Here is a 26,913-nt window from a genome sequence, read left to right as displayed (position 1 = left end):
CGGCGCACCGATACTGACTACAGCGGACCCTGTCAGTCCGCATCAGTCCGCCGCCTCGAGTTCGTCGACGAGGGTGCAGATGCTCGAGGCGGCCGCCTCGACCAGCAACTTGCCTTTCTCTGCGGTCGCAACGGTTGGGTCGCCGATGTTTCCGGTCGGCGTGAGCTCCGTCATATCCTCGGCGCTGAGTGCCCAGCCGACCTGATTCTCTCCGAGCGCGTCGTAGTCGGTCAGCGGGAGCGATTCTTCAGGGGGCTCGACAGCTTCGGCGCGATCCATGTGGACGAGTTCGGGGAACAGCTCGAGCATGATGCTCGTCTCGAACTCCGAGGCGTGGAAGGAGACGTCGGCGGTGCGAATCTCCTCGGCGACGTCGGCAAAGACGTTCACGAGCGGGACGTGGAAGGCGCCCATGCCGGTCTCCTCGCGGAGTTCGCGGACGACGATCTCGAGTTCGGGATCCTGCGCGAGGTAGTGGCCGTTGAGCAGGAGGACGTTCTCGATGCCCCACTCGCCGGCAGACGCGCAGACGTCGAAGACGTATCGCTGGAACGTCTCGGTCGAAATCGTGAACGTGCCGGGTTTGAACGTGTGGTGGGGGCTGACGCCGTACCAGATCGGCGGCGCGAGCAGCGCGGGACCGGACTCGGCGACGCGCTCGCCGATCGCCTCGGGCATGTAGACGTCGACGCCGAGTGGCATGTGATGGCCGTGTTGTTCGGTGCTTCCGACGGGGAGCAACAGCGTCTCGGTCCGCTCGAGGGCCGTTTCGATCTCCCGCCAGGTCATCTCCGCGACGCGGTATGGCGTGTCGCTGGTCTCGGTCTCAGTGTCAGTCTCAGTCACGGTCGCTGTTCGCCTCGCCGCAACAAAACGAACGCGGACGGACACGCCGGCGACTCGGAGACCCGCCCGGACGTCCGACGGACGCGAACGATTGCGCTTAAGTCCCGCCTGCGTGAATCGGGGTGTATGCAGGACAGAATCCATACTGCCGACGCCGAGCCGGGCGACGACGCGACCGTCGCCGGCTGGGTTCACGAAACGCGTGACCTCGGCGGCATCGCCTTCCTGATTCTCCGAGATAGCTCGGGCAAGATCCAGATCAAGTTCGAGAAAGACGAGATGGACGACGATCTGGTCGAAACCGGCCTCAACGTCGCTCGAGAGAGCGTCATCAAGGTTTCCGGTGCGGTCGAGGAGGAGCCGCGCGCGCCGACGGGCGTCGAGATCACGCCCGAGAGCGTCGAGGTCGTCGCACCCGCCGACCCTGAACTGCCGCTTGACCCCTCCGGAAAGGTCGATGCCGACCTCTCGACGCGCCTCGACAACCGTACGCTCGACCTCCGCAAGGACGAGGTTCAGGCCATCTTCGAGATCCGCGCGGAGATCCTGCGCGCCGTTCGCGAGCAGTTCCGAGCGTTCGACTGTACGGAGATCAACACGCCGAAGATCGTCGCGACGGGGACCGAAGGCGGTACCGAACTCTTCCCGATCACGTACTTCGGCGAGGAGGCCTTCATGAACCAGTCGCCCCAGCTGTTCAAGCAGCTCATCGCCGGCTCGAACGTCGAACGCGTCTTCGAGATCGGGCCGATCTTCCGCGCCGAAGAGCACAACACGCCGCGCCACCTGAACGAGGCCACCTCGATCGACTTCGAGGGCGCGTTCTGCGACCAGAACGACGCCATGGACGTCGTCGAAGGCGTCGTCACGGCCGCCTACGAAGCGGTACAGGAGAACTGTGAGGACGAACTCGAGACGCTCGGTCTCGAGGACGAGTTCGGACTCGAAGACGACTCCTTCCCGCGCATCAGCTACGAGGACGCCATCGAGCGCATCAACGCGACGGGCGAACTCGACGAGCAACTCGTCTGGGGCGACGACCTCTCGACGGAAGCGGAGAAGGCGCTCGGCGACGACGTCGGCGGCCACTACTTCATCACCGACTGGCCGAGCGAGATCAAGCCGTTCTACATCAAGGATCACGACGACGACGAACAGCTCTCGACCGGCTTCGACCTGATGCACCCGCGGATGGAACTGGTTTCGGGCGGCCAGCGCGAACACCGCCACGAGAAGCTCATCGAAGGCTTCGAACAGCAGGGGCTCGATCCCGACCAGTTCGAGTACTACACGAAGATGTTCAAGTACGGCATGCCGCCCCACGCCGGGTTCGGCCTCGGCGGCGAGCGCCTGGTCATGACGATTCTCGGCCTGGACAACATCCGAGAGGCTGTGTTGTTCCCGCGAGATCGGCAGCGTCTGTCGCCGTAGGGGACAAACCTGGGGCCAGCGCGGCGCGTCTTGGAGGCCAGCAGCGGAACTCTAGCAGGTGGCCGATCACAGCGGCACCGAATCTTCACTGTTATATCGCCCCAGTCGAAATACCGTCCAATGCGCGAGGAGGCGACGGCGTTCGTTCCGGGGCACATTACGGGTTTTTTCAGCGCTCACCCAGACGACGATCCGACCAAGGCGGGCTCCCGCGGTGCGGGACTGACGCTCACCGACGGCGTCGAGGTAACCGTCGAACCCGCAGCCGACGGCGAATCGACGGTCGTCCTCGACGGGGACGAACTCGAGATCGATCCCGTGGAGACGGTTCTCGAGACGCTCGAGGCACCGGCTCGAGTCGAGGCCGAGTCGGAACTCCCGCTCGGCTCCGGCTTCGGCGTCTCGGGGGCGATGGCGCTCGGAACCGCGCTCGCGGCGAATCACGTGTTCGAACGCAAGCTCTCGGCGAACGAACTCGTCACCATCGCCCACGGCGCGGAGGTACAGGCGGGGACGGGATTAGGCGACGTGGTTGCCCAGGCCCACGGCGGCGCTCCGATCCGTCTGGAACCGGGCGGACCCCTGGAGAACAAACTCGATGCGATTCCCCAGCGAGCGCGCGTGGAGTACGTGTCGTTCGGCGAACTGTCGACGGCCGACGTGCTCTCAGGGGAGACCGACCGGCTGTCGGCCGCCGGAAAGCAGGCGCTCTCTCGAGTCGTCGAGGAGCCGACGCTGCTCTCGTTTATGTACGCGTCTCGAATGTTCGCCCGCGAAGCGGAACTGGTGACCGAGCAGGTCGCGCGGACGATCGGCGACGTCACCGACGTCGAGGGACAGGCGTCGATGGCCATGCTCGGCGAGACCGTCTTCGCGCTCGGGACAGGACTTTCGGACGCCGGCTACGAGCCGACCGTCTGTGCGACACATCCGGCGGGCGCAATGCTGAAGTGAGGTTTTCCTCTCCTGTTCACACTCTCACGTCCGTACTCTCATACGGTTTACTGGAAGTCATTTCCGGCGCAACCGCGACCCGGACGGCGGTTGCACCGGTACATCGTTACAGCAATCCGTATCAGTCTCTCGCCCCTCGAGCTTTGTCACCCTGTTACTGTCACATAGCGAAAATATCGCCGCTGAAACGTCGGACTGCGACGGAGGAGAGTACGTCCACTCATCGACGTCACTCCGAATTTCCGCCGCGAACCCGATCGCTCCCTCGTGGGGAGTAGCTGAAAACCAGCCGTTCAACCGAAGTAGCGGGTAGTTCTGTTAAGATCGTTCGCCGATCAACTCGGTACTCGGCGCGCGTTTTCGTCTCGAAGTGGCCACTTTTGGCAAACCAAAAGAATGTCAAATAACAGAATGGTGGCCGGAGCTTTATTATGGTGGGTTCCAGTTATCCGGTCAAGTTTCCGAATGTCTTCGACAACTGAAATTCACCACAAACTGTTTCGGCTTTACGAACACTACGTCGGTGAACCCGACTCGAGCAAGGACGTGTACGGCTACTGGCTGTTCATCTTCGGTTATATCCTCGGCGCTGCCGGAGTGTTTACGTTCGTCGTCGGCTACGCCGGTAGCGGGGGGAGTACGGACTTTTACACCCTGACCAGAGTATCGGGGATCGCGGCGGCGACGGGACTCGCGTTCTGTCTGTTCGGCATCGTCCTCATGCTCCCGGTACGGAGAATCGGAATCTACGCGAGTGTACTCGGCCTTCTCGTCGCACTGGGCGGGGTCATGTTCTTCGGCTGGGCGTACCCCTACAACTGGCGAGAGCTCGGCACCGACTACAGCGTTCAGGTTATCACGGTGTACACCCTGGGCGTCGGGCTGATCGCCGGAGTTACGGCGCTCGTACCGGTCCTGACGGGCCAGAAAGGGATGTTCGTCGAGGAGGAGGGGGCGAGCGACGATCCGGCGATCCTGACCGGCGATACGATGGAAAGCGCACAGTTCGCCGTCTTCCGCGACGAGAACGGCGACTGGAACTGGAACGTCCTCCACCTCGAGGCGCTCGCGACGAGCAACGAGAGCGCCGTCACGCGGCCGGACGCCACGGAGAACATCGAGCGCGTTCAGTCACAGATCAGCTCCGCAGGGCTGATGGAGTTGACCACCTCGGCGTTCCGGCTCTACGAGGACCGCGACGGAACCTGGCAGTGGACGCTCGCACGCGACGACGGCAGCGTCGTCGGCTCCTCGACCGGAGATTTCGGCGAACGCGACGAGGCCGAGAACTCCGTGAGTTTCCTGAAAGACCGCGGCCCCGACGCGGACGTCATCGAAATCGAGGGTGCCGCGTTCACCTACGCCGAGAAACGCGATCAGTGGTACTGGCAACTGGTCGACGACGATCGAAATCCGCTGGCCTCGAGCGACGCGGGCTACCGATCGCAGGAGCGAGCCGAGGAGGCCGCCCAGACGTTCGCCGAACGGTTCGACCGCGCGCGCCTGCTCGATATCGAACACGTTGGCGTCGAACTCGTCGAACAGCCCGACGGCTGGACGTGGCGGATCGTCGACGACGGTGACGACGCCGTCGCGAACTGTTCGGACACGTTCGATACCCGGCGCGACGCCGAGGCGGCCGCCGAAGCGCTGCTTCCCGAACTCGAATCGGCGTCGGTGACCGTCGCCGGCGAGCCGACGTACGAACTGTACGAATCCGGCGAGCAGTGGCGCTGGCGGCTCGTCGACGAGACCGAGCACGTCGTCGCGCAGAGTCCGGACGCCTCGACGGACCACGACGCCATCGAAGACGGTGCCGAGCGGTTCGGCGACTACGCACTCGAGGCGGATGTCGTCGAAATCGACGAGGCCGAGTACGAGGTCTATCCGACCGACGAAATCGACGCGACGGCGGAGGCCGGGGGCGACGACCTCCCGGCGACGGTCGACGAGCCCGCGGTGAAACCGGACGGTGGCACCGCACTCGAGTATACCGATCAGACCGGCCCCGACTGGAACTGGCGGCTCGTGACCGACGATCGCGAGATCGTCGCCGCGAGCACCGAGCCCCACCCCGACGCGGAGACCGCGACGGAAGCGATCCAGCGGGTTCGCGACCAGGCCAGCGAGGCCGACCTCATCGAGTTCGAGCACGCGGCGTTCCAGGTCTATGAGGCCGACTCCGGCGAGTGGCGCTGGCGGCTCATCGACGAGGACGGAAACGTGCTCGCCGACAGCGGCGAAGAACACACCTCGCGCGGGGAAGCCGCCGAGGCGATGATGACGCTGAAAGAGCAGGCTCCCGAGGCCGAACTGCTGGAGATCGAGACCGCGGCGTTCGAACTGTTCGTCAACGAGGACGACGAGTGGGGCTGGCGACTCATCGACGAGGCCGGCAAACTCGTTGCCGAAGACCCCGCGACGCACCCGACCCGCGGCGCCGCGCGACAGGCGATGAACCGGCTGCTCGAGCATCTGGACTCCGACGTCCGAACGATGGAGCGGGCGGTGTTCCAGAGATACGCGGCCGAGGACTGGCACTGGCGGTTCGTCCTGCCGTCGGGTGAAACCGTCGCCGAAGACGGGAAAGCCCATACGACCCGGGACGAACTCGTCGATAGCCTCGACGACGTTCGCGAGGCGGCCGCGGCCGCTCGCCAACACACGATCGGCGACGTCGCCGTACAGCTGTACGACAGCGGCGGCTGGCACTGGCGACTGCTCGACCGCGACCGCGATGAGATCGCGGATTCGGTCGTCTCCTACGCCGACCGCGACGGGGCGATGGCCGGTGCGGACGACCTCAAGGCTCACGCGAGCGACGCGCCGATCTTCGCGATCGAAGACGCGGCGATCCGCCTCGACGGCGACGACGGCTGGACCTGGGAACTCGTCGACCGCGACCGCGAGGTGATCGCGGGTGCGGTCGGCGCGGTCTCGTCCAAGGCGGCCGTCATGGGCGACGTCGAGGACGTTCGCCAACTCGCACCGATGGCCGGCCGCGTCGACTTCGACGTCGCCTCCTTCGAACTGGTCGCTGACGAGGACGACCGCTGGCGCTGGCGGCTTATCGACGAGGACGGCCGCACCATCGCCAGCGGTGCCGAAACGCATCCCTCGACCGAGGCCGCACGCGAGGCCCTCGAGGACGTCCGCTCCCTGATCGAGGACGCGAGTATCCTCGAGATTGACAGCGTTTCCTTCGAACTCCACACCGCAGAGGATGGCTGGGTCTGGCGGCTGGTCGACGAGTACGGGTCGACGATGGCCGAGAGCACGCAGACCTACGAGAGCCGAACGGACGCCCGCCAGGCGATGAACGACGTGAAGGCCCACGCCCCGGAAGGCTGGATCACCTTCACGGAGTAAGCGTCGCCCGCCTGAACGAGCGTCGGCTATCGGCTGCCGCCTGTTTTCGCCGCGTTTCCCCGATTTGATACGAGAACGATACCGGGAGTCGGCGACCGCCGCCCCAGTCGCGAACGCGACCGCTGGTTGCGCCGAGGAGCGGCCCGCGGCGGGATCGACGGAGAGCGGAGTTTCGGACCGTGTCCTCGATTTCGCCGACGATGCCGTCGGACTGTTCCCGAATTCTATCGGGGTTTTATCCCTATCGAGCGACACCCTCGCGTCATGAAATCGATGCGTATCGAACTGCAGTACGACCGGGGTGCGGTTCCGCCGCTGCATCGGGGCATCTGCGAGTCGCCGGATCTCGACCGGGAGATCATCGTCGGCGGACAGGCAGTCGACGGCGTCGAGACGATTACGTCGTTCGTCTACGGCGACCCCGAGGCCTACGAGTCGTTCCTTGACGACCTCGAGACCGTCCTCGAGTACGATATCACGTCTTCCGAGGACGGCTTCTTCCTCTATCTTCGCCGAGACCTCGGGCCGGAAGGGATGTCCCTGGTGAACGCGCTCGCACAGGAGACCGTCGTGGTCGTCCCGCCTATCGAGATCCGATCGGACAGAACGGTTCGACTGACCGTCGTCGGCCATCCGTCGGCGCTGACCGCCGTCGTGGAAGACGTTCCTGACGGGATGAAACTGGACGTCCGCTGGGTCAGCCAGGAGATCGCGGTCGCCGACGCGTCGGTTTCCGATCGACAGGCGGCCGCACTGCGAGCCGCCCAGGAGGTCGGATTCTACGAAATCCCGCGCGAGGGCGGCATCGAGGCAGTTGCGGAGGAACTCGACTGTGCCGTCTCGACAGCGTCGGAACTCGTCCGTCGCGGCGAGGCGAACGCGGTCGGAGGGGTGCTCGATAGCGGCCCGTAGAGCGGTTCGGTAGTTCTGAAAAACCGGTTCCTCAGAAGTGTTTTAGCGTGACAAATGTGCTCACTACACGTGCTTGTTGAACAGCAGCATCGAAAGTAGATTGCTGAAACCAAAGTTACGTGTTTGCCAATCAGAATGTACTTACTTAGCCAGTCTTACTGGATCTATAATGGCTGGAGCAGCATTACAACGGTTTGGTATCCTCGCCGTGTTGTTCGGGGGCTTCTCCGCGTATATTAGTCCGTCTGGAATGGGGACAGCAGCGACGATCATGCTGATCGGATTCATTATTGGGATTTTTGGTTTCGGGATCGAGTTGCTGTCAGCCATGGATAAATAGACTTCCCAAATGGGTTCTGATACTGGCTACTGTATACCCTGTTCCTACCACAGCAGTAAGCAACAAATCGTACTCCGTGAATTATAATGGAGTCGGGACGGTCAGTCCGCGTCGCGTTTCTCGCAAACGACGGTGTACGTGGCGCCCTGCATGTAGGTGTCGGCGACCTCGCTCGCATCGAAGACGGTATCAAGCGACGCCACGACGTCCCCCTCCGGGTTCCAGTTCGCGTACCAGCGCAGGAAGCGCCAGACGAACGGGTTCAGGACCCGAGCGGGCCCGTCGGGAAAGGGCCTGACGTCGAAGACGACGAACGTCGAGTCGGGAACCAACGACCGGTAGGCGGTCTCGACCGCTCGGTGAATATCGGGCATCACGCTCAAGGATAGCGTCGCGAGCGCCGCGTCGAACGGCTCCTCGAACTCGACCGTCGTCGCGTCGGCGCGTCGAACGTGGACGTTCTCCCATCCGTGGGCGTCGATCCGCGCTCGCGCCTTCTCGATCATCGCCGGGCTGTAGTCGACGGCGACGAGTTCCCCGGACGTGCCGATGTCGTCGCGGATCCGCTCGAAGTTGACCCCCGGACCGCAGCCGATCTCCAGAACTCGGTCGCCCGACTCGAGTGCCAGGTGGTCGATTGCGGCCTCGCGCATCGGTTCGAAGTCGTTCTCGCTCATGCCGTACCAATCACTCCACCGGTCCCAGACGGTGCGACTGCGCTCGAGGTGTGCGGCGTGTCCGTTGCCCGTGCTCGAGCCGTCGTTCGTCGGCGTCGCGTCTCGATCCCGAGAGTCCGTGGCCATAGTCGGAGATGGGGCTAGCCGGAGGAGTAATTTAACCCGAAATCTATCGTGCCTTTATTAGAACCGCCCTCGATCCGCCGATTCACCCTCCTCCTGGCTCGTTCGAGTCGACGATTCCGCGACCGCATCCGTTCGACGGATCGGTCTGTTTTTTATCGGCCGAATCCAGTGATCGATCGTGACCGAGTACGACACCGTTTCCGCCGACGTCGAGCACGAAGAGGAGATCCCCGAGGATCACCCCAGATATCAGGACCTGCTCACGCGCCACCGGATCGAAAAAGGTGTCGAGAAGGGGATCACGCACCTCCAGGGGATGCACGCCGAAGGTCGCGGCAGCGCTTTCGATTACCTGCTCGGCGAAGCGACCATTCCGAGCGCAGCCGCGGCCGAACGCGCCGCCGCTGCGCACTTGCTTTGCGCCGACCACCCCGTCCTCTCGATCAACGGCAACGTCGCCGCGCTGGTCCCTGGCGAGATGACCGCACTCGCCGAGGCTACCGGTGCCGACCTCGAGGTCAACCTCTTCAACCGCACTCCGGAGCGGATCGAGGCCATCGCGGACCACCTTCGCGAGCACGGTGCCGAGGACGTCAAAGGGCTCGAGGCCGACGCCCGGATCCCGAATCTGGATCACCAGCGCGCGAAGGTCGACGCCGACGGGATCTACGAAGCCGACGTCGTGCTCGTGCCCCTCGAGGACGGCGACCGGGCGGAGGCGCTGAACGAGATGGGGAAGACCGAGATCGTGATCGACCTCAATCCGCTCTCGCGGTCGCCCCAGGTCGCGGAGATCCCGATCGTCGACAACATCATCCGCGCGGTGCCGAACATGACCGAGCACGCACAGGAGTTGGCCGACGCCGACGAGGAGCAACTGCGGGCGATCATCGACGACTTCGATCGGGACGCAGCGCTCGAGGATGCGGAAGACCGGATTCGAAGCGGAGTGTAACTGCGGTATAGTCGTCGCTGAAACGGATCTCACATTGCTCGCGGCGCTATCGTTTGATCAGGTGTCACGACTTTCAACAGCGACGATAGGGCCTGGGTGGCCGCGGCTCGTAGCGACTGTCACGGCGAGTCGACCCGTCGATACCGTCTGTACAGGTAGACACTCACGGCGATCCAGAGCGCGCCCGCGAAGCCGTACACCGCATCACCGGACGGGTTTTCGGAGTGAAACTGCACCGTCGCCGCGACGTAGGTGAGAGCGGCGATCCCCGCCGGACCGCCGAGGTAGGTGACCCAACTCGGTTGCCACGAGGTACTCGTCGTCGCGACGACTCTCATATCACGGACGAGCACGCCCGGCGTAAGGACTGAACTAAGGACGAGCGCCAGAACGAGCCCGAAGCCGACGAAAAACATGGGGCTATCTTCCGCACCGGGCTCGAGTATTAGCCAAGCCAGATACGTACCAGCCAGCGGCGTGACGACGAGATGGGCAGCCAGGAGCTTCCACCAGCCGACGTCACTGCGGACCCTCGAGGCGAGCCAGCCGACGACATCTGGAGCGAGCGGGTACCTCCACGCGGTCCCGAAGATCGCTTTCCCCATCGCAACCAGTCCGAAGACGACGTTTACCAGAACGACGAGCGTGGATCCAAAGAGCCCCATCGCGGCGACGAGCACAAACGCCATTCCGAGGTACCGGAGGAGCGAACTCTCGGAAGCCAGCGAATCGATGGCGAATCCGGCTGCGAGCAGCCCGAAGAGCGCGGCGAAGACGCCGGTAACGATCACCTGCCAGTTGAACGCGTTCCGGGCGTTTCGGCGCGTAAACTCGCGCTCGGCGACCAGATACACGAGCGCGGGGAGGATGAATCCGGTCCCCACTCCGAGGAGGTGAACGAAGATTCCCGAGAGCGTTCGCTCCTCGAGTACGTTCGGGCCTGGTTGCGTCGTCGATGCCGTCGTCGTGTTGTCGTGTTCAGTGGGCATGAGGTCTATATTGGTGATCGTGCGGGGTCAGTTCGTGACTCGTCTCTGTGGCGGCCCCAGCGACCGACTCAGTTCGATCGCGTCCGGCCGGGAAGCACCCCGGCGCTGGTTACGCCGTCATTTCGAAGCTTGCGGACGATCCGCTCGGCGAGCAACAGAACGAAACAGACGACGAAGAGATTGCCAGCCGCCTCCCAGTACGCGTTCGAACTCCGGACGATCGGATCGCTCGCGAGCAACGAGGCGACGATTCCGACCGCAAAGAGGACCAGACTCAACTGAAATCCGGCGAGGACCAGCGTCCTGAGCCCGGCCGGATTCCGGAGTCGGACGAAATCGCCGACCGAGAGGGTGTCGAGCGGGGTCTCGTACGAGAGCGCGTCTTTCCCTTCGGGAGTCAGCGGCCACTGCGATTCCGGGTGGTTGACGTAGTACAGGGTGATCGATTCCGGATACGTATCCGCGGCGATGACGTCGATCTCGAGGAGTTCGTTCAACCGGAGCCGGACGGTCTCTTTGCTCACGTCCGGGCGCACCCGAGCGCGGATCTGCTCGGCCGAAAAGTACGGCCGGTCGGCTGCGAGCATCGTTTCGACGACGTGTCGCTGGGTCAGCTTCCTGTTCAGGTCGTCGTCGATCCGGGTGTCGATCCAGGGCGGGAGGGAAGCCATCTCTCTCTGTTCCAACACATGCTGCTTAGGGGTGTTAAATCCACATTCGGATTTGGCGGCCGCCAAACGGCGATACACAGTTCATTGCGGTTCTCAACGGGGATTGCGGAACTCGTGTCGTCTCTCAGTTTCTTTTCCCTTCTCCCGCCCACTCACCGGTCGACGATCCGAGGCGACACGCCGTCCCGTTCGCCATCCCGGTCGATCTCGAGCGAGCCGTCGCCCTGAACGTACGGCAGTCGAGATCTGACGCTTGCGACTGCTTCTTCGACCTGATAGTACGACATCGAGAAGTACTCGCTCGCCGTCCGCGTTATCGAGTCGTCGATCTCGCAGTCGATACCGTCGGTGCCCTCGAGTTCGTCGCCCTCGTAGCTAGTGAGCCAGCGGCGGGCCAGTTCGACGCCTTTCTCGGCGTCGTAGCCGCGTGCGACGTAGTGTTTGTAGGGGTGACGAATCCAGGAACACTCCCAGTGGGCGTAGACGTCGATCCCCTCCTCGTTCTCGAGTTCGTGCAGGACGACGTGGAGTTGCATATCGGCCAGCGGCGACGGTCGCCAGACCCACGACCCTTCCGAGGTGTTGCCGTCGGTTCGAACCTTCAGCGACGCGATGGGGTTGCGGGAAAAGCCCAGTTGATCGAGGATTTCCTCGATCGTTGCCTCGTCGCAGTGGGCCGTAAGCGCGTACTCGTCGGCCGTCGTGTGGCTGATCGCGTAGCCGTCGAAGCTCCCCTGAAGCAGGTAGTGCATCTGGGGGATGAAGCTCCGACGCACGGCGTTGACGAAGTCTTCGGTGTAGCCCATACAGACGGATCCTTACGGGCACAGCGGAGTTGAGCGTTCGGCAGGCATACGCACGCCGAGGACCGAAACGATTGTGTCGGGTCTACGGTCGACTGCACCGCTGCCCGCATAGGCCGGTACAACGGTTACGGTCGTAGCAGTTCACTGATCTGTATCGATGGACGACCCGACGGATCCGTTCGATACGGACGATACCGGCGTTACTGGCGATACTGATACTACTGGCGACGCTAACGATGCTGGAACCGTCCTCACAAGACGGGAGTTAGATACCGGCCGAGACGTGCCCGAAACCCAGCTCGTCGAAGTCGTCGCCGAACTCGAGGAGAGCGGCATGACGGAGCTGTCGCCGATCTACGGCTGTATCGACGACATGATCGCCGATCTTTTCTCGTCGCCCCCGCCCGCGGAGGCCGAGGCGCAACTCGAGTTCACGTATCAGGGCTACCGGATCCACGTCCGGCAGAACGGCGTCGCGACGTTCAGGCGGGCATCGGAGTAGCCGGGACGACCGCTCGGACGGTCTGCTGTACCGACGTCGCGGTGTATCCCGGGCCGCGGGGACGACGAAACCGACTACAGCAGCCGAATCACACATTACGCGGATCGTCCTCGCCTCGCCAATCGGTGGCGAAAACTAACCGTTATCCGTCAGCGGATCGAACTATCGATCGATGTCACGACTCGAGCCACCGTGTCTGCGATCGGAACACGCCTCGAAGGGTGCGACCAAGGGAGCGAAAGCCGGCGGGAAGGTCGGCGGTCTCGCCGGACCGGCGGGCGGCGCGGTCGGTGCCGGTGTCGGCGCGGCGACCGGCTACCTCGCCGGGACGGCTCGAGACCGGCTGAGCCCGTTTTGAGGCCGCGGTCACCGTTCGCGGACTGACGGAGCGCACACCCGCCGTCGAAACGAGCATTCATCGGGTATAAATTCCTCCTCCGGTTTCAGTCCATACATGGACACCTACGACCTGATTATGCGAAACGCCGAGGAGGTCGTCACCGACGAGGAGGTTCGCGAACTCGCCGACGATCCGTCGGGTAAGCGCGCCTACGTCGGCTACGAACCCTCGGGCGTGCTTCACCTCGGCCACCTGCTCACCGCGAACAAACTCATCGACCTGCAGGAGGCCGGTATGGAGGTCGTCGTCCTGCTGGCCGACGTCCACGCCTACCTCAACGGCAAGGGCACCTTCGAGGAGATCCGCGACACCGCCGAGCAGATGAAAGCCCAGTTCATCGCCTACGGCCTCGAGGAGGACCGGACGGAGTTCGTCTACGGGTCGTCGTTCCAGCTCGACGAGGACTACACGCTCGACCTCCACGAACTCGAGCTCGCGACGACGCTCAACCGCGCCCAGCGCGCGATGGCCGAGATTCAGGGCGGCGAGACCGCGAAGGTAAGCCACGTCGTCTACCCGCTGATGCAGTGTCTGGACATCGAGTATCTCGACCTCGATCTGGCCGTCGGCGGCTTAGACCAGCGCAAGGTCCACATGCTCGCCCGCGAGGAGCTCCCAGAACTGGGCTACGACGTGCGGCCGGCCCTGCACACGCCGATCGTCGCCGACCTCACCAGCGGCGAGGGGAAGATGTCCTCGAGCGAGGGGGTCACTATCTCGATGGAGGACTCGACGGAGCAGCTCGAGGAGAAGGTCAACTCGGCCTTCTGTCCGCCGACGCGGGATCCCGAGGGCGACCTCGAGAACCCGGTCCTCGAACTGTTCGAGTACCACGTCTTCCCGCGGTTCGAGGAAATCGTCGTCGAGCGACCCGACAAGTACGGCGGCGATCTGACCTACGAGGACTACGAGACCCTGGCCACCGACCTCGAGTCCGGCGAACTCCATCCCGCCGACGCGAAGGGGACGCTCGCGAGCTACCTCGACGAACTGATCGCGCCGGGACGTGAGAAGTTGCGCGAGATTCGGGACTGACCGTCGGCCGAAAAAACGCCGTCAGAACTCGACCGCACCGATCGCCGTCTCCTCCCCGCAGTCACGACACTCGAAGGTCGTCCGGTATTCGGTACACGGTTCGTGGACGTCGCGACCGCACGTCTCGCAGCGCTCGATTTCCCGCTCGTCGATTCGCCGTTTACAGGTCGTACAGCGTCGTCCGAGTTCCATGGTTATTGTTACCGTACCACACCCACATTCGAACCACCGGGAACGACTCGTAAAAGCCTATGGATCGATCACGGGACCGAACGATCGGACCGTAAGGTGGGCGATGGCCAGGGGATCTCTTCCCGTCCTCGAGTACCGGAGGTATGCGGAGATTCCGGTCGCAGAGCGGCATCCGAGGTGATCGACCGCGATACCCGCCAAGGCCCGGTGTCGAACCCGCCGATTCAAGTGCGAGCGCCCCCCTCTCGGCTGCATGAACGAGACGCGACGATCGATCCTCGAGTCGCTGTCGGACGGTGCGGTATCGGGGCCGAAACTGGCCGAGTCGCTGGACGTTTCGCGGGCGGCCGTCTGGAAGCACATCGACGCGCTTCGCGATGCCGGCTTCGAGATCGAAAGCGGCCCGAACGGGTACGAACTGGCCGCGGTCACGGCGTACACCGGCCCCGCCGTCGAGTACGAACTCGAGGCTCCGTTTTCGGTCGAGTACCACGACTCGGTGGGAAGTACGAACGACCGAGCGCGCGAACTGGCGACGGAAGGGGCCGCGGACGCGGCCGTCCTCGCGGACGAACAGGTCGGCGGACGTGGCCGTCTCGAGCGCGAGTGGGCGGCCCCCTCGGGCGGGGTCTGGCTGAGCGTCGTCTCTCGACCCGCGATCGCGCCCGCGAAGGCGCCGCTATACACGCTCGCGGCGTCCGTCGCCACGGCGCGAGCGGCCCGCGAAGCCGGGGTCGACGCCCGGATCAAGTGGCCGAACGACGTGGTCGTCCCGGTCGGCGACGACGGCGACTACCGGAAACTGGCGGGTATCCTGACCGAGATGGAAGGCGAGACGGACCGCGTCGAATGGCTCGTCGTCGGGATCGGCGTCAACGCGAACATCGAGGCCGACGCCCTCCCGGACGGCGCAACGAGCGTTCGAGAGCAAGCAGGTGACGTCGACCGGCGTCGGTTCGTCCAGCGGTTACTGGAGGAGTTCGATCGCTATCGGTCCGATCTCGAGGGCGTCGTGCCGGCATGGCGAGAGCTGGCGCTGACGCTGGGTCAGCAAGTCAGGGTCGATCGCCGAGCGGGCGAAATCGTCGGCGAGGCGGTCGACGTCACCGAGTCGGGCGCGCTCGTGGTCGAAACTGATGACGGACGAGTAACGGTGGCTGCGGGCGACTGTGAGCACTTGCGGCCCGTCTGATCTCCCGATCGTCTTATTTGTCCGAGCGAAAACGCCGCTCACTCGACGGCCATCTGTTTCTCTCGTTGGTCCTCCGTCTCCGTCTGGTCGACCTGTACCGTCAGCACCGGGACCGGCGCGCGGCGGACGACGCGTTCCGTCACGCTCCCGAGCAGGAGTCGGTCGATCCCGCCGCGGCCGTGTGTGCCCATCACGACGAGTTCACACCGGTCGGGCTGGGCGTGCTCGACGATGACGCGACTGGGCTCGCCCTCGAGAACCGCCGTTTCGACCGCGATATCGTCCGGCGCGAGTTCTTCGACCCGGCGGACGGCCGCCTCCCCTTCCTCGCGGAGCGCGCCGCTGATCCCCTCCCAGGCCGTTTCCATCGGCAACCCACCGTAACTGGCGGCGTTGACGACGTAAATCGCCCGAACCCGCGCATCGTGGGCGCGGGCCAGATCGAACGCGTACTCGAGGGCGCGTTCGACCTCCGGCGATCCGTCGGTCGGGACGAGGATGCATTCGTACATGCTATGTGGTAACATACAATCTTCTCCTATAATAGTGTTGCCGGAGCGCGGGCAGATCATCGCGAAGATAATGGACACGTGTCCGAAACCAGGCGTTACGGCGAGTGAAGATCAGAATCAGTATCAGTGCCGTAGATCACCTCACGGACGTCGTCGACGCCGGCCCGACGAACCACGGCCCGGACGGGATCTCGAGCGCCGACGAGGTTGTTCGACGCTCCGTCGAGTACCAGCAAGCGAGCTTCCCGTCCCGGTTCGACGAGTCCGTACTCGAGGCCGGCGATATCGGCGCCGTTGCAGGTCGCCATCCGGAGGATTTCGTCGGCGGGCAGTTCGGAGAGTTTGGCGAGGAACTCCATCTCCCGGAACATCGACGGCGAGTTGAGCATCACGTTGTCCGTTCCGAGCGCGAGCGCCGTTCGCTCGCTCAGTTCGGTGTACGGCGAGAGGCCGACGTCCGTCACGAGATTCGACCGCGGGCAGACGACGACCGGCACGTCCTGGTCGGCGACGCGCTCGAGATGGTCGGGTTCGGAATGGACCATGTGGACCAGAAAATCGGGCTCGAGGTCCAGGGCGGGATGAATGTCGCTCGAGTCGACTTCGCCGGCGTGGATGCCGAAGGGTTTGTCCGCCTCGCGGGTTGCGTCCCGCTCGCGGTCGAACGTGGAGTCGTTGGCCCCGCTCGCACCGAACCCGTCGCCGGCGCGCATCGCGTCGATCGAACCGCGGGCGAACGAGAGCGCATCGATGTCGCGGCCGCCGCCGGCCGCCTCGAGCATCTCGACGCCGTCGACGCCGCCTTCGCGGAAATCGAGGCAGGCCGCGGTGCCGGCCCGTTCCATAAACCGTAGCGACTGGCCCATCGCAGCGACGAGTTCGTCGCGCGAGGCAGCACGGAGCAGACGATGTTTCAGCCCGTCCGGCGGTGCGACCAGTTCCTCGAGCGAGCGGTCGTCACCACCTGCTTCCTTCGCGATCGAGTCGCCGATGTGGGTGTGGGCGTTGACGAACGCCGGGAGGATGATGTCGTCGCTCTCGACCGATTCCGCCTCGATCGACTCGATCCGCCCGTCGTCGCCGATTACGACTCGCCCCTCGATGGGTTCAAACTCGCGGCCCCGAAGAATCGTCCCGGTTCGTTCCATACTCCTGTGTTCGTGGTGTGTCCCTTCAACGGTTCGGGGTCGAGCGACTATCTCCGTCCACAATCGCTACGCTTTGCCTTCCACACGCAGCCACCGTCGATCGCAACGTTCGGATCGCTGTCCCGCGGCCTCCGCTCTCGACGTCCCGAAAGCGACGGCAACGCATTGGCACTGGCTCGAGCAAGCGGTTCAGTAATAAAGGCTACTGTCGAGGAGCGCGCCGAGGGTCGAGTCGACGCGACGGGTAACCCTCAGAGCAGTCCGGAAATCGATTCGAGCGACTCGATCTCGTAGGTCGGCTCCCGCGGGAGCCCCACGCCTTCGACGTGATCGCGGCGGAGGAACGCCGCGTCGATCCCGGCGGTGTCGGCCGCTTCGATATCCACCCAGCTATCGCCGACGAACAATGCGTCCTCGGTGTCCAGTGCCTCGAGCGCCAACTCGAGATAGTACGGCGTCGGCTTCTTCCGATCGATCCCCTTGAGGGTCGGTTCGCGGCCGTACCAGGCGTCGATCCAGTCGAGTTCGTACTGCTCGAGGATGTTGCCGATCGTCTCGTGTTGGTTGTTGCTGACGATCGCCGTCGCCGTCTTGAGGGTCGCGACCGAGGCCACGTCGTCGTACAGTCGCTTGCGACCGGCCTCGATCTCCTCGAGTTGCGCCTCGATGGCGGCGTGTTCGCGGGCCGTCCAGAGCTCCTGCGGATCGACGTCGTACGTCTCCGCGAGGATGCACAGCGAGTCGACGCTCGGTCCCATCAATGTCCGGACGTGATCGTCCGACGGATTGGTCACGCCGACCGTCTCGAAAGCGGTGTGTATCGCCTCGACCAGTACCTCCCGATCTGTCGGTGTCGTCAGTACGCCGTCGTTGTCGAAGACGACCGCGTCGTATTCGGCGTCCATTCGGGTTCGGGCCCGTCTACGAGACGCAGGAATTTCGGCGTTATGCTGGCTGTTACCCGGCCGATTTGAAATCGCCCGAGGGCCGTAGACCCGTGGCATATGCATGCCCGCTGCTAATCGGCAGCGGTTCCCGAAAACGACGTATGGGACTTCTCGACCGACTCAAGGAGACGTTGCCGATCGATGCCGAAGGCATCGAATACCAGTGCCCGACGTGTGGGACCGTCCTCGAGACGGCACACGAACGCTGTCCGGAGTGTGGCGAGATCGACATTCGCGAACGAGGAAGTTTCGAGTTCAGGCCCGAGTGACGTCCAGCGACGGGGATCTTCGACGGTTCTGTTTCGTTTGAGGAGGAAGGGTAACGATCCGGAGGTTCAAGTACGGACGGGCGACCAGCACCGTCGATGGAGTCTCGGATTCGTCTCCCGCGTCGAACGCAGATCGCACACAGTTACGAACCGTCCTCGTGCCGGAGGGACGATGGGGCATAGAGCGCTCGTCGCCTACCGTCGCCCGGATCGACTCTACGACCTGCGGTACAGCCACTGGGGCGGCGAAGAGATCAATCTCGGCGACCGGATCAGCGCCGAGACGCCGCTGGCCGACGGCGAAATCGACGCCGACCTGCTCGCGGACTCGATCGCTCGCGAGCGTATCCTCACGAACTACCTCGACCCCTGCGTCCACGAGGCGCTGTATCTCGTCACCCCCGGCGACGACTACGACGTCGCTCCCTTCCGCGTTTGCTGGCTCGAGTGGGGCGACGGTCGGAACGGCGGACGCGGCGCGATCGTCGGCATCGACGGCGACGTCGCCGACCGCCGAGTCCGGACGTGGTTTCGAGCGATCAAGACCACGCTCGTGGATATCATCGAAATGGGCGCGCTCTCGCGGCGGGCGGCCCAGGCGTACCTCGAGGCGCGAGTCTGCGAAGACGAGAACGGAACCGTCTACACCTACGGCGACGACGAGGACGAACCGGCTCGAGACGACGGCTCGTATACGCCGACGCCGGACAGGTGGCGCGAAGACGGCGTCGGACGGGGACGGGGACGAGACGGAGGCGAACTGGGAGACGAAGAGGACGGCGACCCGCGGTGATCAGTCGCCCTCGCCCTCGCTCCAGCGGGCGTCGGCCAGCGTCCGCTGGACGATGTCGTTGCCGACCGCCTCTGCGAGCGTCTCGAACCCCGCGCGTTCGCCCCGCCCGTCGGCGTTCGCGACGAGTCGCGAGACGATGAATTCCGGCGTCGATCGGCCGACGGTGTCGAAGCGGGGCTGGTAGTCGACCAGTAACTCGAGGTCGGGGTTTAGCCCCTCCGCGAAGATGCCATCGACGCGCGCTTCCGGTGGCAGCGGCTCGAGATCGTCCGCGAGGTGCGTGACGAACACCCCCAGTGCATCCCGCTGGACCGAGAGCGTCACGAGCCCGTGAAGCAGATCCGCCGCACTCCCGGGTTCGGTGATCGCCTCGAACTCGTCGACGAGCATCAGGGTCCGCCCCTCGTCCGACAGCGGCGGCACGACCGAGCGCAGCGTCGACTCGAGGACCCCGGCGTTGAAACTCGCGTGCCGCCGGTGGAAGACCAGCGAATCGACGGGCGTCACTTCGGCCCGGTCGGCGGGGACGGGCAGCCCCATCATCGCCAGCAGGACGATCTGACACAGCGTCTCGAGCAGCGTCGTCTTCCCGCCGCTGTTGGCCCCGGTAAGCACGGAGATCCGCTCCTCGCCGGGAACGGCGTTGACGCTCGCCGGAACGTCGTCGACCCCGTGGTCGCCGAGCGCGTAGGTCACGTCCTGTACGGCCTCGTCGTCGCGAGCCGCGAGCGTGAGATTGCGCGCGTTGACGACCGAGACGGCGGCGTCCTGTCCAGCGGTGAACGCCGGACGCGTACAGTCATAAGCCAGCGCAAAGCGGGCGAGCGAGAGATGCAGTGCAATGTCGTCGACGGCCCCGACCGCCCGATCGACGGCGTCGCGATTCTCCGCGAGCGTCCCCTTGAGATCGCTCGCGACCAGCACCTCGCGTTCGTCGATCGCGCCGGTGAGGTCGCTCCGAAGGGTCCGCAACGTCGCGCCGACGAAGTCCGTCGCATCGGTCGCGTCGGCCGGCATCGCGCTCCGAACCTGGTCGATCGTCACGTCGGTCTCGGCGAGCAGCCGATCCTCGAAGGCGTCCCGGAACTGGGCGACGTCGCGGACGCCGTCGTCCCGCAACTCCTCGATCAACTCGAGGGCGTTCGCGTCCATGTCTTCGACCGTGCCCAGCGCCGACCGCAGACGATCGAGTTCCTCGTCCGCACCCTCGAGCACGCGGCCTCCGTCGAGTGCTGCAAGCGCTTCGGCCGCCTCCTCGAGTCGCTCGGGTTCGAGGTCGGCGATCGCCGCGAACGGCCCCGAATCGACGCCGGCCTCGAGCAAGGCGAGCGCGGCCTCGACGGCCGCGTGTTCGCTTCCGTCGCGCTCGTCGTATCGTTCGTAGGCGTCGAGGACCGCGTTCCGATCACTCTCCTCGAGCGTCGCCCACGCGTCGCGGGCCGCGATCACGTCGACCAGTCGATCCGTCATGGCTTCGCGGGTCGTCAACGGCGTCAACACTCGGATCCGGTCGGCCGCGCGCTGGGTAACGGCGTGTTCGACCGCCAGATCGAGCAGTTCCTTGTACGCCGACCGCGCGTCGCCCGTCGCCAGGACGTCCATTCCGGCTCCACCCGTCGCTCGCCGCAGGATACGCGTCGCTCGGCCGCGAGCGAGTCCGGCGTCCGAGAGCGTCCGTACGTCGCCCGATTCGATCGCCCGGATCGCCCGTTCGTTCCCCAACTCCTCGACCAGCGTTTCCCGCGTCTTCGGGCCGACTCCCCAGTACTCCTCGAGTCGCATACTCATGGGGTTCGAGGGAACCGTCTTGAACACTGTGCATCGGAGGGGGGCCGGTGTCGGTCGGTCTCTCGACGGCGCTCCGCGTGTCGTTCCGGTCGCCGTTCTGGGTTGTCTCGTGAGGACCGGCGATCTTCGGTAGTTCTAGATCATATTCAAGAACGTGTATAACACTAAGTCACGACGGCCAGCGGGGAAGCACAAACACGAGGATTTTTATCGACTCGGCCGCCTACTCTCGTCCATGACTGATGGGCGGGGCGAAACTCCCCGGCGAACAGGAATGACCGAAAAGTGCGGCGTCGTCGGCGTCTCACTGGACGGTCGAGACGCGGCACGACCGTTGTATTACGCGCTCTATGCACTCCAGCATCGCGGCCAGGAATCGGCCGGGATCGTCACGCACGACGGTTTCCAACAGCACAGCCACGTCGAGATGGGACTCGTCGGCGACGCCTTCGGAGAGGGCGACCTCGACGCGCTCAACGGGCCGGCAGGGATCGGTCACGTGCGGTATCCGACGGCCGGCTCCGTCGACACATCCTGTGCACAGCCGTTCTCCGTCTCCTTTAAGAGCGGCTCGCTTGGCTTAAGCCACAACGGCAACCTCGTCAACGCCGACGAGATCCGCGACGAACTCGCGGCCGTGGGCCACGCCTTCACCAGCGACGGCGACACCGAGGTCATCGCCCACGACCTCGCTCGCAACCTGCTCGAGGAGGATCTCGTGCGCGCGGTCAAGCGGACGATGGGGCGAATCCACGGCTCCTATGCGCTGGCGATCAGCCACGACGATACGATCCTCGGCGTTCGCGACCCGCAGGGCAATCGGCCGCTCTGTATCGGGGAACTCGAGGACGGCTACATGCTGGCCTCCGAATCCGCGGCGATCGACACCTTAGACGGCGAACTCGTCCGCGACGTTCGGCCCGGCGAGCTCGTCGTCCTTCAGGAGGATGGACAGGGTTTTGACTCCTACCAGCTCGTCGAGAACGAGAATACGGCCCACTGCTTCTTCGAGCACGTCTACTTCGCCCGACCGGACAGCGTTATCGACGGGACGCTGGTCTACGAGGCCCGTCGCAACCTCGGTCGCGAACTCTGGGCCGAAAGCGGCGTCGAGACCGACGTCGTGATGCCGGTCCCCGACTCCGGACGTGCGTTCGCCTCGGGCTACGCCGACGCGGCCAGCGAGACGACGGCCGACGGCGAGCCCCGCGACGAAGACGACGACGGCGTCGAATTCGCCGAGGGCCTGATGAAAAACCGGTACGTCGGCCGGACGTTCATCATGCCGACCCAGGACGAACGCGAGCGCGCCGTTCGCCTGAAACTGAACCCGATCAAGTCCACCATCGAGGGCAAGACCGTCACGGTCATCGACGACAGTATCGTCCGCGGCACGACCTCCACGCAATTGGTCCAGCTCTTGAAAGACTGCGGTGCCGAGGAAGTCCACGTCCGCATCGGCGCGCCGGAGATCGTCGCCCCGTGTTACATGGGGATCAACATGGCGACCCGCGAGGAGCTCATCGCCTCGGACAAGACGACCGACGAGATCCGCGACACCATCGACGCCGACAGTCTCGCGTATCTCTCCACCGACGCCGTCGCCGAGGTCCTCGGGAACGACCGGCTCGATCTCTGTCTCGGCTGCGTGACCGGCGAGTACCCCTACGATATCGAGGGCGAGGAGACCGACCGCGACGTCACCCGCCCCGACGTTGGCGGACAGCCCCTGCACGCCGACGACTGATACTGTCTGCTCTCAGCCATTTCCGACGGGGCCGCAAGACGGCTTGCGGTCCCACCGGTAAACGTTACAGCAAACCGTATGAGTTCGTCCCGTTCGCCGCGTTCGAGGATTCCTTTTCCTGTGGTTTCGACTGGCTTGCTCGCCGTTCACGACGCCGACGGTAACCACGGCGCTCGAGGACGGTAGGCGAGTTCAAATACCGGAGTGGACACGGTACCGGTTCTGGGGGCCTCGAGAGCGGACAACGATCCGCCCGCCGGTATCCCCTGACGGGGGCGGCCGAAGCGCCGGCGTTGCTCGAACCGCGCCGACCGGAGAAGGGTGTCCTCGCCCCGTCGGTGGACTGATCGTCCTATCGTTCGAGTCGGTCAATATCGGTCAGTACGTGACGTGCAACAGGACGTAAACGACGATCCCCAGCGAGAACGAGATCAACCAGAGGCTTGCGGCGATCCGACCGAAGCGAGCGTGGTTAGTCTGGTACAGTTCCTCGACTGGATAGGCGAACGCGAGCAGCAGGGCGTAGTAGACCAGCGGCACGCAGACGACCGCGAGGAAGATGTGGATCGCGAGGACCGGGAGGTAGACGAACTGGTAGATCGCGTCGGGCCCGGGAAACGGCTGCGGGCCGCCGGTCGCGACCAGCCGGTAAAGATAGAGCGTGAGGAAGGCCGCGAACAGCCCGAAGGAGGCAAGCATCGCGACGCGGTGTCTGTCGACCTGTCCGCGGCGGATCGCTCGCCAGCCCAGCGTAATCGTCCCGATCGCCGTCGCGCTGATGAGGACGTTGACGTGTGGGATCAGACCGAGAAACCACTCCGGGGCTGCCGGGACCGTCGAGGGCGGAATCCGGCCGCCCGCAGCCGCGAAGACGACCGCCAGCGAGACGACGCTCAATACCGCGGTGAGATGAGGAACGCGCTCTCGAGGGACGTACTCCATATGACCGGGTTTGACCGTGAGGGGAAATCGGTTACTGTCCGCGACTGTCGACCCTCGGCCGCGTATCGATAGACGCAAACGACGGGAGCAGGCGCGAAATCTCGAGTCCTGCAGAAGGCGCGAACGCTTTTCCGGATCGATGATATTCACGGGATCGTGAACAGACGACAGGTAGTACTGGGAACCGCTGGAAGCGTCGCAACGCTCGTCGCCGGCTGTGCCGACGAGACCGCCAAAACCGGGGAACAGCCAGCCGAAACGGACGGCGACGCCGAGGACAGCGAGGAGACGGACGACGGGACGTCCCCCGACGAACCCGCGGTCGAGCAGCCGGAAATCCAGATCTTGAGCGGTTCCGGCAATTCCCTCGAGAGCGTCGACCTCGAGGGCGGCGTCGCCGTCGTCGAGGGCGCCCACGGCGGCGACTCGTCGTTTCGGGTCACACTCCGAGGTGAGGACGAAGCAGTCGTTTTCGACACGGACGGCGAGTACGAGGGAAAAGCCGCCCGCTCGCTCGCCTCGGGACCGTACACCGTCGAATTCGAGGCCGACGGCCCGTGGCGTCTCGAAGTGAACCAGCCCCGAGCGACCGAGGGCTACGCTCTCCCGCGGGAGTTTGCAGCCGACGTCCCGTCCGTCGTCGGCCCAGTCGATTTCGACGGTGGGGACCGACATACCGCAGTGGTCTCCCACGACGGCGACGACGCGTTCCGAGCCCGCGTGTACTCGATGGCGGTCGCGTCCGACGAACGGATCGTCGAAACGACCGACGACGAGGCCGAATCGACGTTCAACTACGACGGGTTCGGCTGGATCGACGTCGACGCAGACGGCTCGTGGACGCTCGCACTCGAGTGACACGGCAGCTCGGCCAGATCGACACCCCAGCGGCGTTCAGTCGCGCGAACTCGAGTGCTCATCGGCGGACCCCTACGGGACAGCGTCGGAAATATCGTGCCGTAGATACCTATCGCTCGTCAGTATTACTTGCCTCAGAAGTTATGCGTGGGTGATGTCCTCGGAGGAGATCACCTGCATCGTTAGTGGCGGGAAACCCGCCCATGCGATGCGTGGGACCGGATTCGAACCGGCGGACCCCTACGGGACAGCGCCCTCAACGCTGCGCCGTTGGCCTGGCTTGGCTACCCACGCTCGCTGTCTTTGTCTTACTGCACTCAATCGTATCCAGTGTGATTATAAAAGCCCTTTCCTTTGCCCCGGCGTCTGCGGCGAGGTCACACGCAACTGACCGGCGTTGAGGCGGTGATTTGAAATGCGACAGTTGCCAAAGGATACCATGGCTAAGTATTCGACTGGTTCGTCGTCCGGTGGCGGCGGAACCAACTGCGAACTCTGCGGTGCCGAGAGCGACAAGCTCCGGCTCGCGTCCGTCGCCGGCGCCGAACTCGAGGTCTGTCCCGACTGTGCGCCCCACGACGACAACCAGAAGCAGTCCCGAACCCAGCGACGCAGTTCACAGGACGACAGGGGCGACTCGAGCGACGAGCCGAGCCGCAAGCAGAAGGCGGCCCAGAACGTCGCCAAGGCGAACCCGGTCTGGGACGGCGACTCCGAGCACTGGGAGAAAGAGGGCACGAACTACAACGACGATCCGTTGCCGTACCTCGTCTCCGACTACGGCGAGGCGCTGGTCGAAGCCCGACAGGAAGCGGGCCTGCAACGCGATGAACTCGCCGACGAGCTCGGAGCACGCGAAAAAGACGTGCTCGCGGTCGAACAGGGCCGTGCGACCCAGGCCGGCGTCGGCGGCGGGTTGATCGAAGCGCTCGAGGAGCGATTGGACGTAACTCTGGCCGAGTAGCCGGATTCGGCAACTGCAGACCGATTCCCGAGATCGACCGCGGCGATTGCGAGCGATGCTCGGCGAGCAGACTTTTGGTGGCGGACGATAGAGTCCAACCGATGACCGGGCAACGGGCGGCAGCGGAGCCGTACACCACGCGGTTCGAATCCGAGGTGACGTCTATCGACGGCCGAGAGGTCTGGCTCGAGCGGAGCTACTTCTACGGCGAAAGCGGCGGTCAGCCGGCTGATCGCGGAACCATCGGCGGCGTCGAAGTTGCCGACGTCCAGTACGTCGACGGCGAACACGTCCACGTTCTCGCCGAGGAGCCGTCGTTCCGGGTGGGCAAACGCGTGCTGTGTTCGATCGACTGGTCGTTTCGCATGTACTGTATGCGGGCCCATACCGCCAGTCACCTGCTCTACGGCGCGGGCAGACGACTTCTCGAGGATCTGGGGTACGGCGGGTTCGATATCAGCGAGGAAAGGGTCCGGGTTGATCTCAAGACGAGTACGGAGATCGACGACGAACTGCTGCTCGAACTCGACACGCTGGTCAATCGGGCGGTCTGGGAGTCCCGGCCCGTAACCTGGGAGGACGAACCGGTCGCGGACGCACGCGAACGCGACGACATCGCGTTCAACGAGGCGACCGAAGAGGGAGCCTTCCGGAAGGGACGAGTTCGAGTCGTTACGATCGGGAGCGAGGACGACAACGGAAATACCACGGGACTCGTGCGCAGGGACGGTGGCGCTCGAGACCTGTGGGACGTCGCGGCCTGTGGCGGCACCCACGTTCGAAACACGCGGGAAGTCGGCCCGGTAACCGTTCTCGGACGGTCGAATCCCGGCGAGGGACTGACGCGGATCGAACTGGCGGTCGGCCCGCGCGCGATCGACCGCCGCGAAGCGGAGAAACGCGTCGCGTTCGCGTCGCGACGAACGCTCGACGCGCCCCTCGAGTCGGTCGAGGACGAACTCGCGCGGGTGGACGCCGAACGCGAGGAACTGACCGAGCAGGTTCGAACGCTCAGACGGCAACTCGTCGAGACGCGACTCGAGGAGGCCGAGCCGTTCGAGCGGGACGGACTCGAGTGGGTGGCGACGACGGTCGAGGACGTCGATTCGAACGAGGCGGGCGAGATCACGAGCGATGCCGCGGGCGACGTCGCCGACGTCGTCGTGCTCGCCGGCGACGCCGGCTCTCAGTACGCGGTCGTGGCCACGAACGGGTCCGTCTCGGCCGAGGCCGTGGTCGCCGACCTGACGGACGAGTTCGGCGGCGGTGGCGGCGGATCGACGTCCCTCGCGCAGGCGGGTGGATTCGATGCGACGCCCGAGGACATCGTCACGGCCCTGAAGGCGTAGTGGAGTATCCGCTGAAAGTCACTGCACAGCTGTCGTGCGATCGGTGTGGAAATGGCCTCGGTTGTTACTATCGATAATCGTCCTCGGACCGCTTTCACTCGAGTTCTCGAGGCCGATAGTGCGGCGGCGGACGGTCTAATCGGGTACTCGGCCGGTTTTCGCGGTCCGGTTTTCGAACGGTCGCGAACCGTATCCTGAT

General features: G+C 64.7%; 27 protein-coding genes and 1 tRNA gene. 16 read left to right on the top strand and 12 right to left on the bottom strand.

Annotated elements, in window-relative coordinates:
• Positions 1–42 precede the first annotated feature (42 nt).
• Positions 43–846 carry a creatininase family protein gene (locus tag GS429_RS03765; RefSeq protein ID WP_328821227.1) on the bottom strand — a complete coding sequence of 268 codons (804 nt, stop codon included), beginning with the start codon at positions 844–846 and terminating at the stop codon, positions 43–45.
• A 126-nt stretch (positions 847–972) separates the two neighbouring features.
• On the opposite strand from GS429_RS03765, the gene aspS reads away from it, so the two are divergent.
• The 5 genes from aspS (at position 973) to GS429_RS03740 (ending at position 7,852) form a co-directional block, all read left to right on the top strand.
• Complete coding sequence (aspS, locus tag GS429_RS03760) at positions 973–2,277, top strand: aspartate--tRNA(Asn) ligase (protein ID WP_160062854.1); 1,305 nt, start codon at positions 973–975, stop codon at positions 2,275–2,277.
• A 120-nt stretch (positions 2,278–2,397) separates the two neighbouring features.
• Positions 2,398–3,231 (top strand): pantoate kinase, encoded by an 834-nt coding sequence (locus tag GS429_RS03755; protein WP_160062852.1) that lies wholly within the window; start codon positions 2,398–2,400, stop codon positions 3,229–3,231.
• A gap of 465 nt (positions 3,232–3,696) precedes the next feature.
• Positions 3,697–6,600 carry a DUF1508 domain-containing protein gene (locus tag GS429_RS03750; protein WP_160062850.1) on the top strand — a complete coding sequence of 968 codons (2,904 nt, stop codon included), beginning with the start codon at positions 3,697–3,699 and terminating at the stop codon, positions 6,598–6,600.
• Between the two features lie 264 nt (positions 6,601–6,864).
• Entirely contained in the window at positions 6,865–7,512 is a 648-nt protein-coding gene (locus tag GS429_RS03745; RefSeq protein WP_160062848.1) for a helix-turn-helix domain-containing protein, read from the top strand.
• 169 nt (positions 7,513–7,681) lie between these two features.
• The gene (locus GS429_RS03740) at positions 7,682–7,852 is read left to right on the top strand and encodes a hypothetical protein (protein WP_160062846.1); all 171 of its coding nucleotides are present in this window, start codon (positions 7,682–7,684) and stop codon (positions 7,850–7,852) included.
• 101 nt (positions 7,853–7,953) lie between these two features.
• Here GS429_RS03740 and GS429_RS03735 read toward each other — a convergent pair whose 3' ends face one another.
• Positions 7,954–8,655, bottom strand: a complete 702-nt coding sequence (locus GS429_RS03735; protein WP_160062844.1) for a class I SAM-dependent methyltransferase — start codon at positions 8,653–8,655, stop codon at positions 7,954–7,956.
• 178 nt (positions 8,656–8,833) lie between these two features.
• Between GS429_RS03735 and GS429_RS03730 the strand changes: the two genes are divergently transcribed.
• On the top strand, positions 8,834–9,610 hold the full coding sequence (locus GS429_RS03730; RefSeq protein ID WP_328821226.1) for a 4-phosphopantoate--beta-alanine ligase: 777 nt from the start codon (positions 8,834–8,836) through the stop codon (positions 9,608–9,610).
• Between the two features lie 119 nt (positions 9,611–9,729).
• On the opposite strand, the gene GS429_RS03725 is transcribed toward GS429_RS03730, so the two are convergent.
• From GS429_RS03725 to GS429_RS03715, 3 genes are all read right to left on the bottom strand, one after another.
• The gene (locus GS429_RS03725; RefSeq protein WP_160062842.1) at positions 9,730–10,599 is read right to left on the bottom strand and encodes a DUF4870 domain-containing protein; all 870 of its coding nucleotides are present in this window, start codon (positions 10,597–10,599) and stop codon (positions 9,730–9,732) included.
• Between the two features lie 68 nt (positions 10,600–10,667).
• Positions 10,668–11,270 carry a hypothetical protein gene (locus GS429_RS03720; protein WP_160062840.1) on the bottom strand — a complete coding sequence of 201 codons (603 nt, stop codon included), beginning with the start codon at positions 11,268–11,270 and terminating at the stop codon, positions 10,668–10,670.
• Between the two features lie 152 nt (positions 11,271–11,422).
• Entirely contained in the window at positions 11,423–12,076 is a 654-nt protein-coding gene (locus tag GS429_RS03715) for a hypothetical protein (RefSeq protein WP_160062838.1), read from the bottom strand.
• A gap of 157 nt (positions 12,077–12,233) precedes the next feature.
• On the opposite strand from GS429_RS03715, the gene GS429_RS03710 reads away from it, so the two are divergent.
• From GS429_RS03710 to GS429_RS03700, 3 genes are all read left to right on the top strand, one after another.
• Positions 12,234–12,578, top strand: a complete 345-nt coding sequence (locus GS429_RS03710) for a HalOD1 output domain-containing protein (RefSeq protein ID WP_160062836.1) — start codon at positions 12,234–12,236, stop codon at positions 12,576–12,578.
• Positions 12,579–12,750: 172 nt separating this feature from the next.
• Entirely contained in the window at positions 12,751–12,936 is a 186-nt protein-coding gene (locus GS429_RS03705) for a hypothetical protein (protein ID WP_160062834.1), read from the top strand.
• A gap of 96 nt (positions 12,937–13,032) precedes the next feature.
• Entirely contained in the window at positions 13,033–14,013 is a 981-nt protein-coding gene (locus GS429_RS03700; RefSeq protein WP_160062832.1) for a tyrosine--tRNA ligase, read from the top strand.
• Between the two features lie 21 nt (positions 14,014–14,034).
• Here GS429_RS03700 and GS429_RS21720 read toward each other — a convergent pair whose 3' ends face one another.
• The gene (locus GS429_RS21720; protein ID WP_201293952.1) at positions 14,035–14,205 is read right to left on the bottom strand and encodes a hypothetical protein; all 171 of its coding nucleotides are present in this window, start codon (positions 14,203–14,205) and stop codon (positions 14,035–14,037) included.
• 253 nt (positions 14,206–14,458) lie between these two features.
• Here GS429_RS21720 and GS429_RS03695 point away from each other — a divergent pair, with 253 nt between their 5' ends.
• Positions 14,459–15,397, top strand: coding sequence for a biotin--[acetyl-CoA-carboxylase] ligase (locus GS429_RS03695; protein ID WP_160062830.1), 939 nt, complete (start codon positions 14,459–14,461; stop codon positions 15,395–15,397).
• 38 nt (positions 15,398–15,435) lie between these two features.
• Here GS429_RS03695 and GS429_RS03690 read toward each other — a convergent pair whose 3' ends face one another.
• The 3 genes from GS429_RS03690 to GS429_RS03680 form a co-directional block, all read right to left on the bottom strand.
• The gene (locus GS429_RS03690) at positions 15,436–15,909 is read right to left on the bottom strand and encodes a universal stress protein (RefSeq protein WP_160062828.1); all 474 of its coding nucleotides are present in this window, start codon (positions 15,907–15,909) and stop codon (positions 15,436–15,438) included.
• Positions 15,910–16,004: 95 nt separating this feature from the next.
• Positions 16,005–17,057, bottom strand: coding sequence for an amidohydrolase family protein (locus GS429_RS03685; RefSeq protein ID WP_160062826.1), 1,053 nt, complete (start codon positions 17,055–17,057; stop codon positions 16,005–16,007).
• A gap of 251 nt (positions 17,058–17,308) precedes the next feature.
• Positions 17,309–17,962, bottom strand: coding sequence for an HAD family hydrolase (locus tag GS429_RS03680; protein WP_160062824.1), 654 nt, complete (start codon positions 17,960–17,962; stop codon positions 17,309–17,311).
• 143 nt (positions 17,963–18,105) lie between these two features.
• Here GS429_RS03680 and GS429_RS21715 point away from each other — a divergent pair, with 143 nt between their 5' ends.
• Both GS429_RS21715 and GS429_RS03675 read left to right on the top strand, forming a co-directional pair.
• The gene (locus GS429_RS21715) at positions 18,106–18,273 is read left to right on the top strand and encodes a hypothetical protein (RefSeq protein ID WP_201293951.1); all 168 of its coding nucleotides are present in this window, start codon (positions 18,106–18,108) and stop codon (positions 18,271–18,273) included.
• Positions 18,274–18,445: 172 nt separating this feature from the next.
• The gene (locus GS429_RS03675) at positions 18,446–19,066 is read left to right on the top strand and encodes a DUF6735 family protein (RefSeq protein ID WP_160062822.1); all 621 of its coding nucleotides are present in this window, start codon (positions 18,446–18,448) and stop codon (positions 19,064–19,066) included.
• Here GS429_RS03675 and GS429_RS03670 read toward each other — a convergent pair whose 3' ends face one another.
• Positions 19,067–20,848, bottom strand: a complete 1,782-nt coding sequence (locus GS429_RS03670; protein ID WP_160062820.1) for a MutS-related protein — start codon at positions 20,846–20,848, stop codon at positions 19,067–19,069.
• Between the two features lie 280 nt (positions 20,849–21,128).
• Here GS429_RS03670 and purF point away from each other — a divergent pair, with 280 nt between their 5' ends.
• Positions 21,129–22,601 (top strand): amidophosphoribosyltransferase, encoded by a 1,473-nt coding sequence (purF, locus tag GS429_RS03665; protein ID WP_160063036.1) that lies wholly within the window; start codon positions 21,129–21,131, stop codon positions 22,599–22,601.
• Positions 22,602–22,979: 378 nt separating this feature from the next.
• Here the strand turns inward: purF and GS429_RS03660 are convergent, their stop codons facing one another.
• On the bottom strand, positions 22,980–23,543 hold the full coding sequence (locus GS429_RS03660; protein ID WP_160062818.1) for a DUF420 domain-containing protein: 564 nt from the start codon (positions 23,541–23,543) through the stop codon (positions 22,980–22,982).
• A gap of 156 nt (positions 23,544–23,699) precedes the next feature.
• On the opposite strand from GS429_RS03660, the gene GS429_RS03655 reads away from it, so the two are divergent.
• Positions 23,700–24,401 carry a hypothetical protein gene (locus GS429_RS03655; RefSeq protein ID WP_160062816.1) on the top strand — a complete coding sequence of 234 codons (702 nt, stop codon included), beginning with the start codon at positions 23,700–23,702 and terminating at the stop codon, positions 24,399–24,401.
• Between the two features lie 209 nt (positions 24,402–24,610).
• Here the strand turns inward: GS429_RS03655 and GS429_RS03650 are convergent.
• Positions 24,611–24,695 (bottom strand) — tRNA-Leu (locus GS429_RS03650).
• Between the two features lie 145 nt (positions 24,696–24,840).
• Here GS429_RS03650 and GS429_RS03645 point away from each other — a divergent pair.
• Both GS429_RS03645 and GS429_RS03640 read left to right on the top strand, forming a co-directional pair.
• Positions 24,841–25,365: a helix-turn-helix domain-containing protein gene (locus GS429_RS03645; RefSeq protein ID WP_425438177.1), complete on the top strand. Its 525-nt coding sequence runs from the start codon at positions 24,841–24,843 to the stop codon at positions 25,363–25,365.
• Between the two features lie 101 nt (positions 25,366–25,466).
• A complete protein-coding gene (locus tag GS429_RS03640) occupies positions 25,467–26,714 on the top strand; it encodes an alanine--tRNA ligase-related protein (protein ID WP_160062812.1) in 1,248 nt (415 codons plus the stop codon).
• The last annotated feature ends 199 nt before the right edge of the window (positions 26,715–26,913 follow it).

Origin of the sequence: Natronorubrum halalkaliphilum (assembly GCF_009834785.1) — an archaeon.
Classification (GTDB): domain Archaea; phylum Halobacteriota; class Halobacteria; order Halobacteriales; family Natrialbaceae; genus Natronorubrum; species Natronorubrum halalkaliphilum.
Note: the sequence above shows the minus strand (reverse complement) of the source record. Positions and strands in the feature narration are given on the sequence as shown.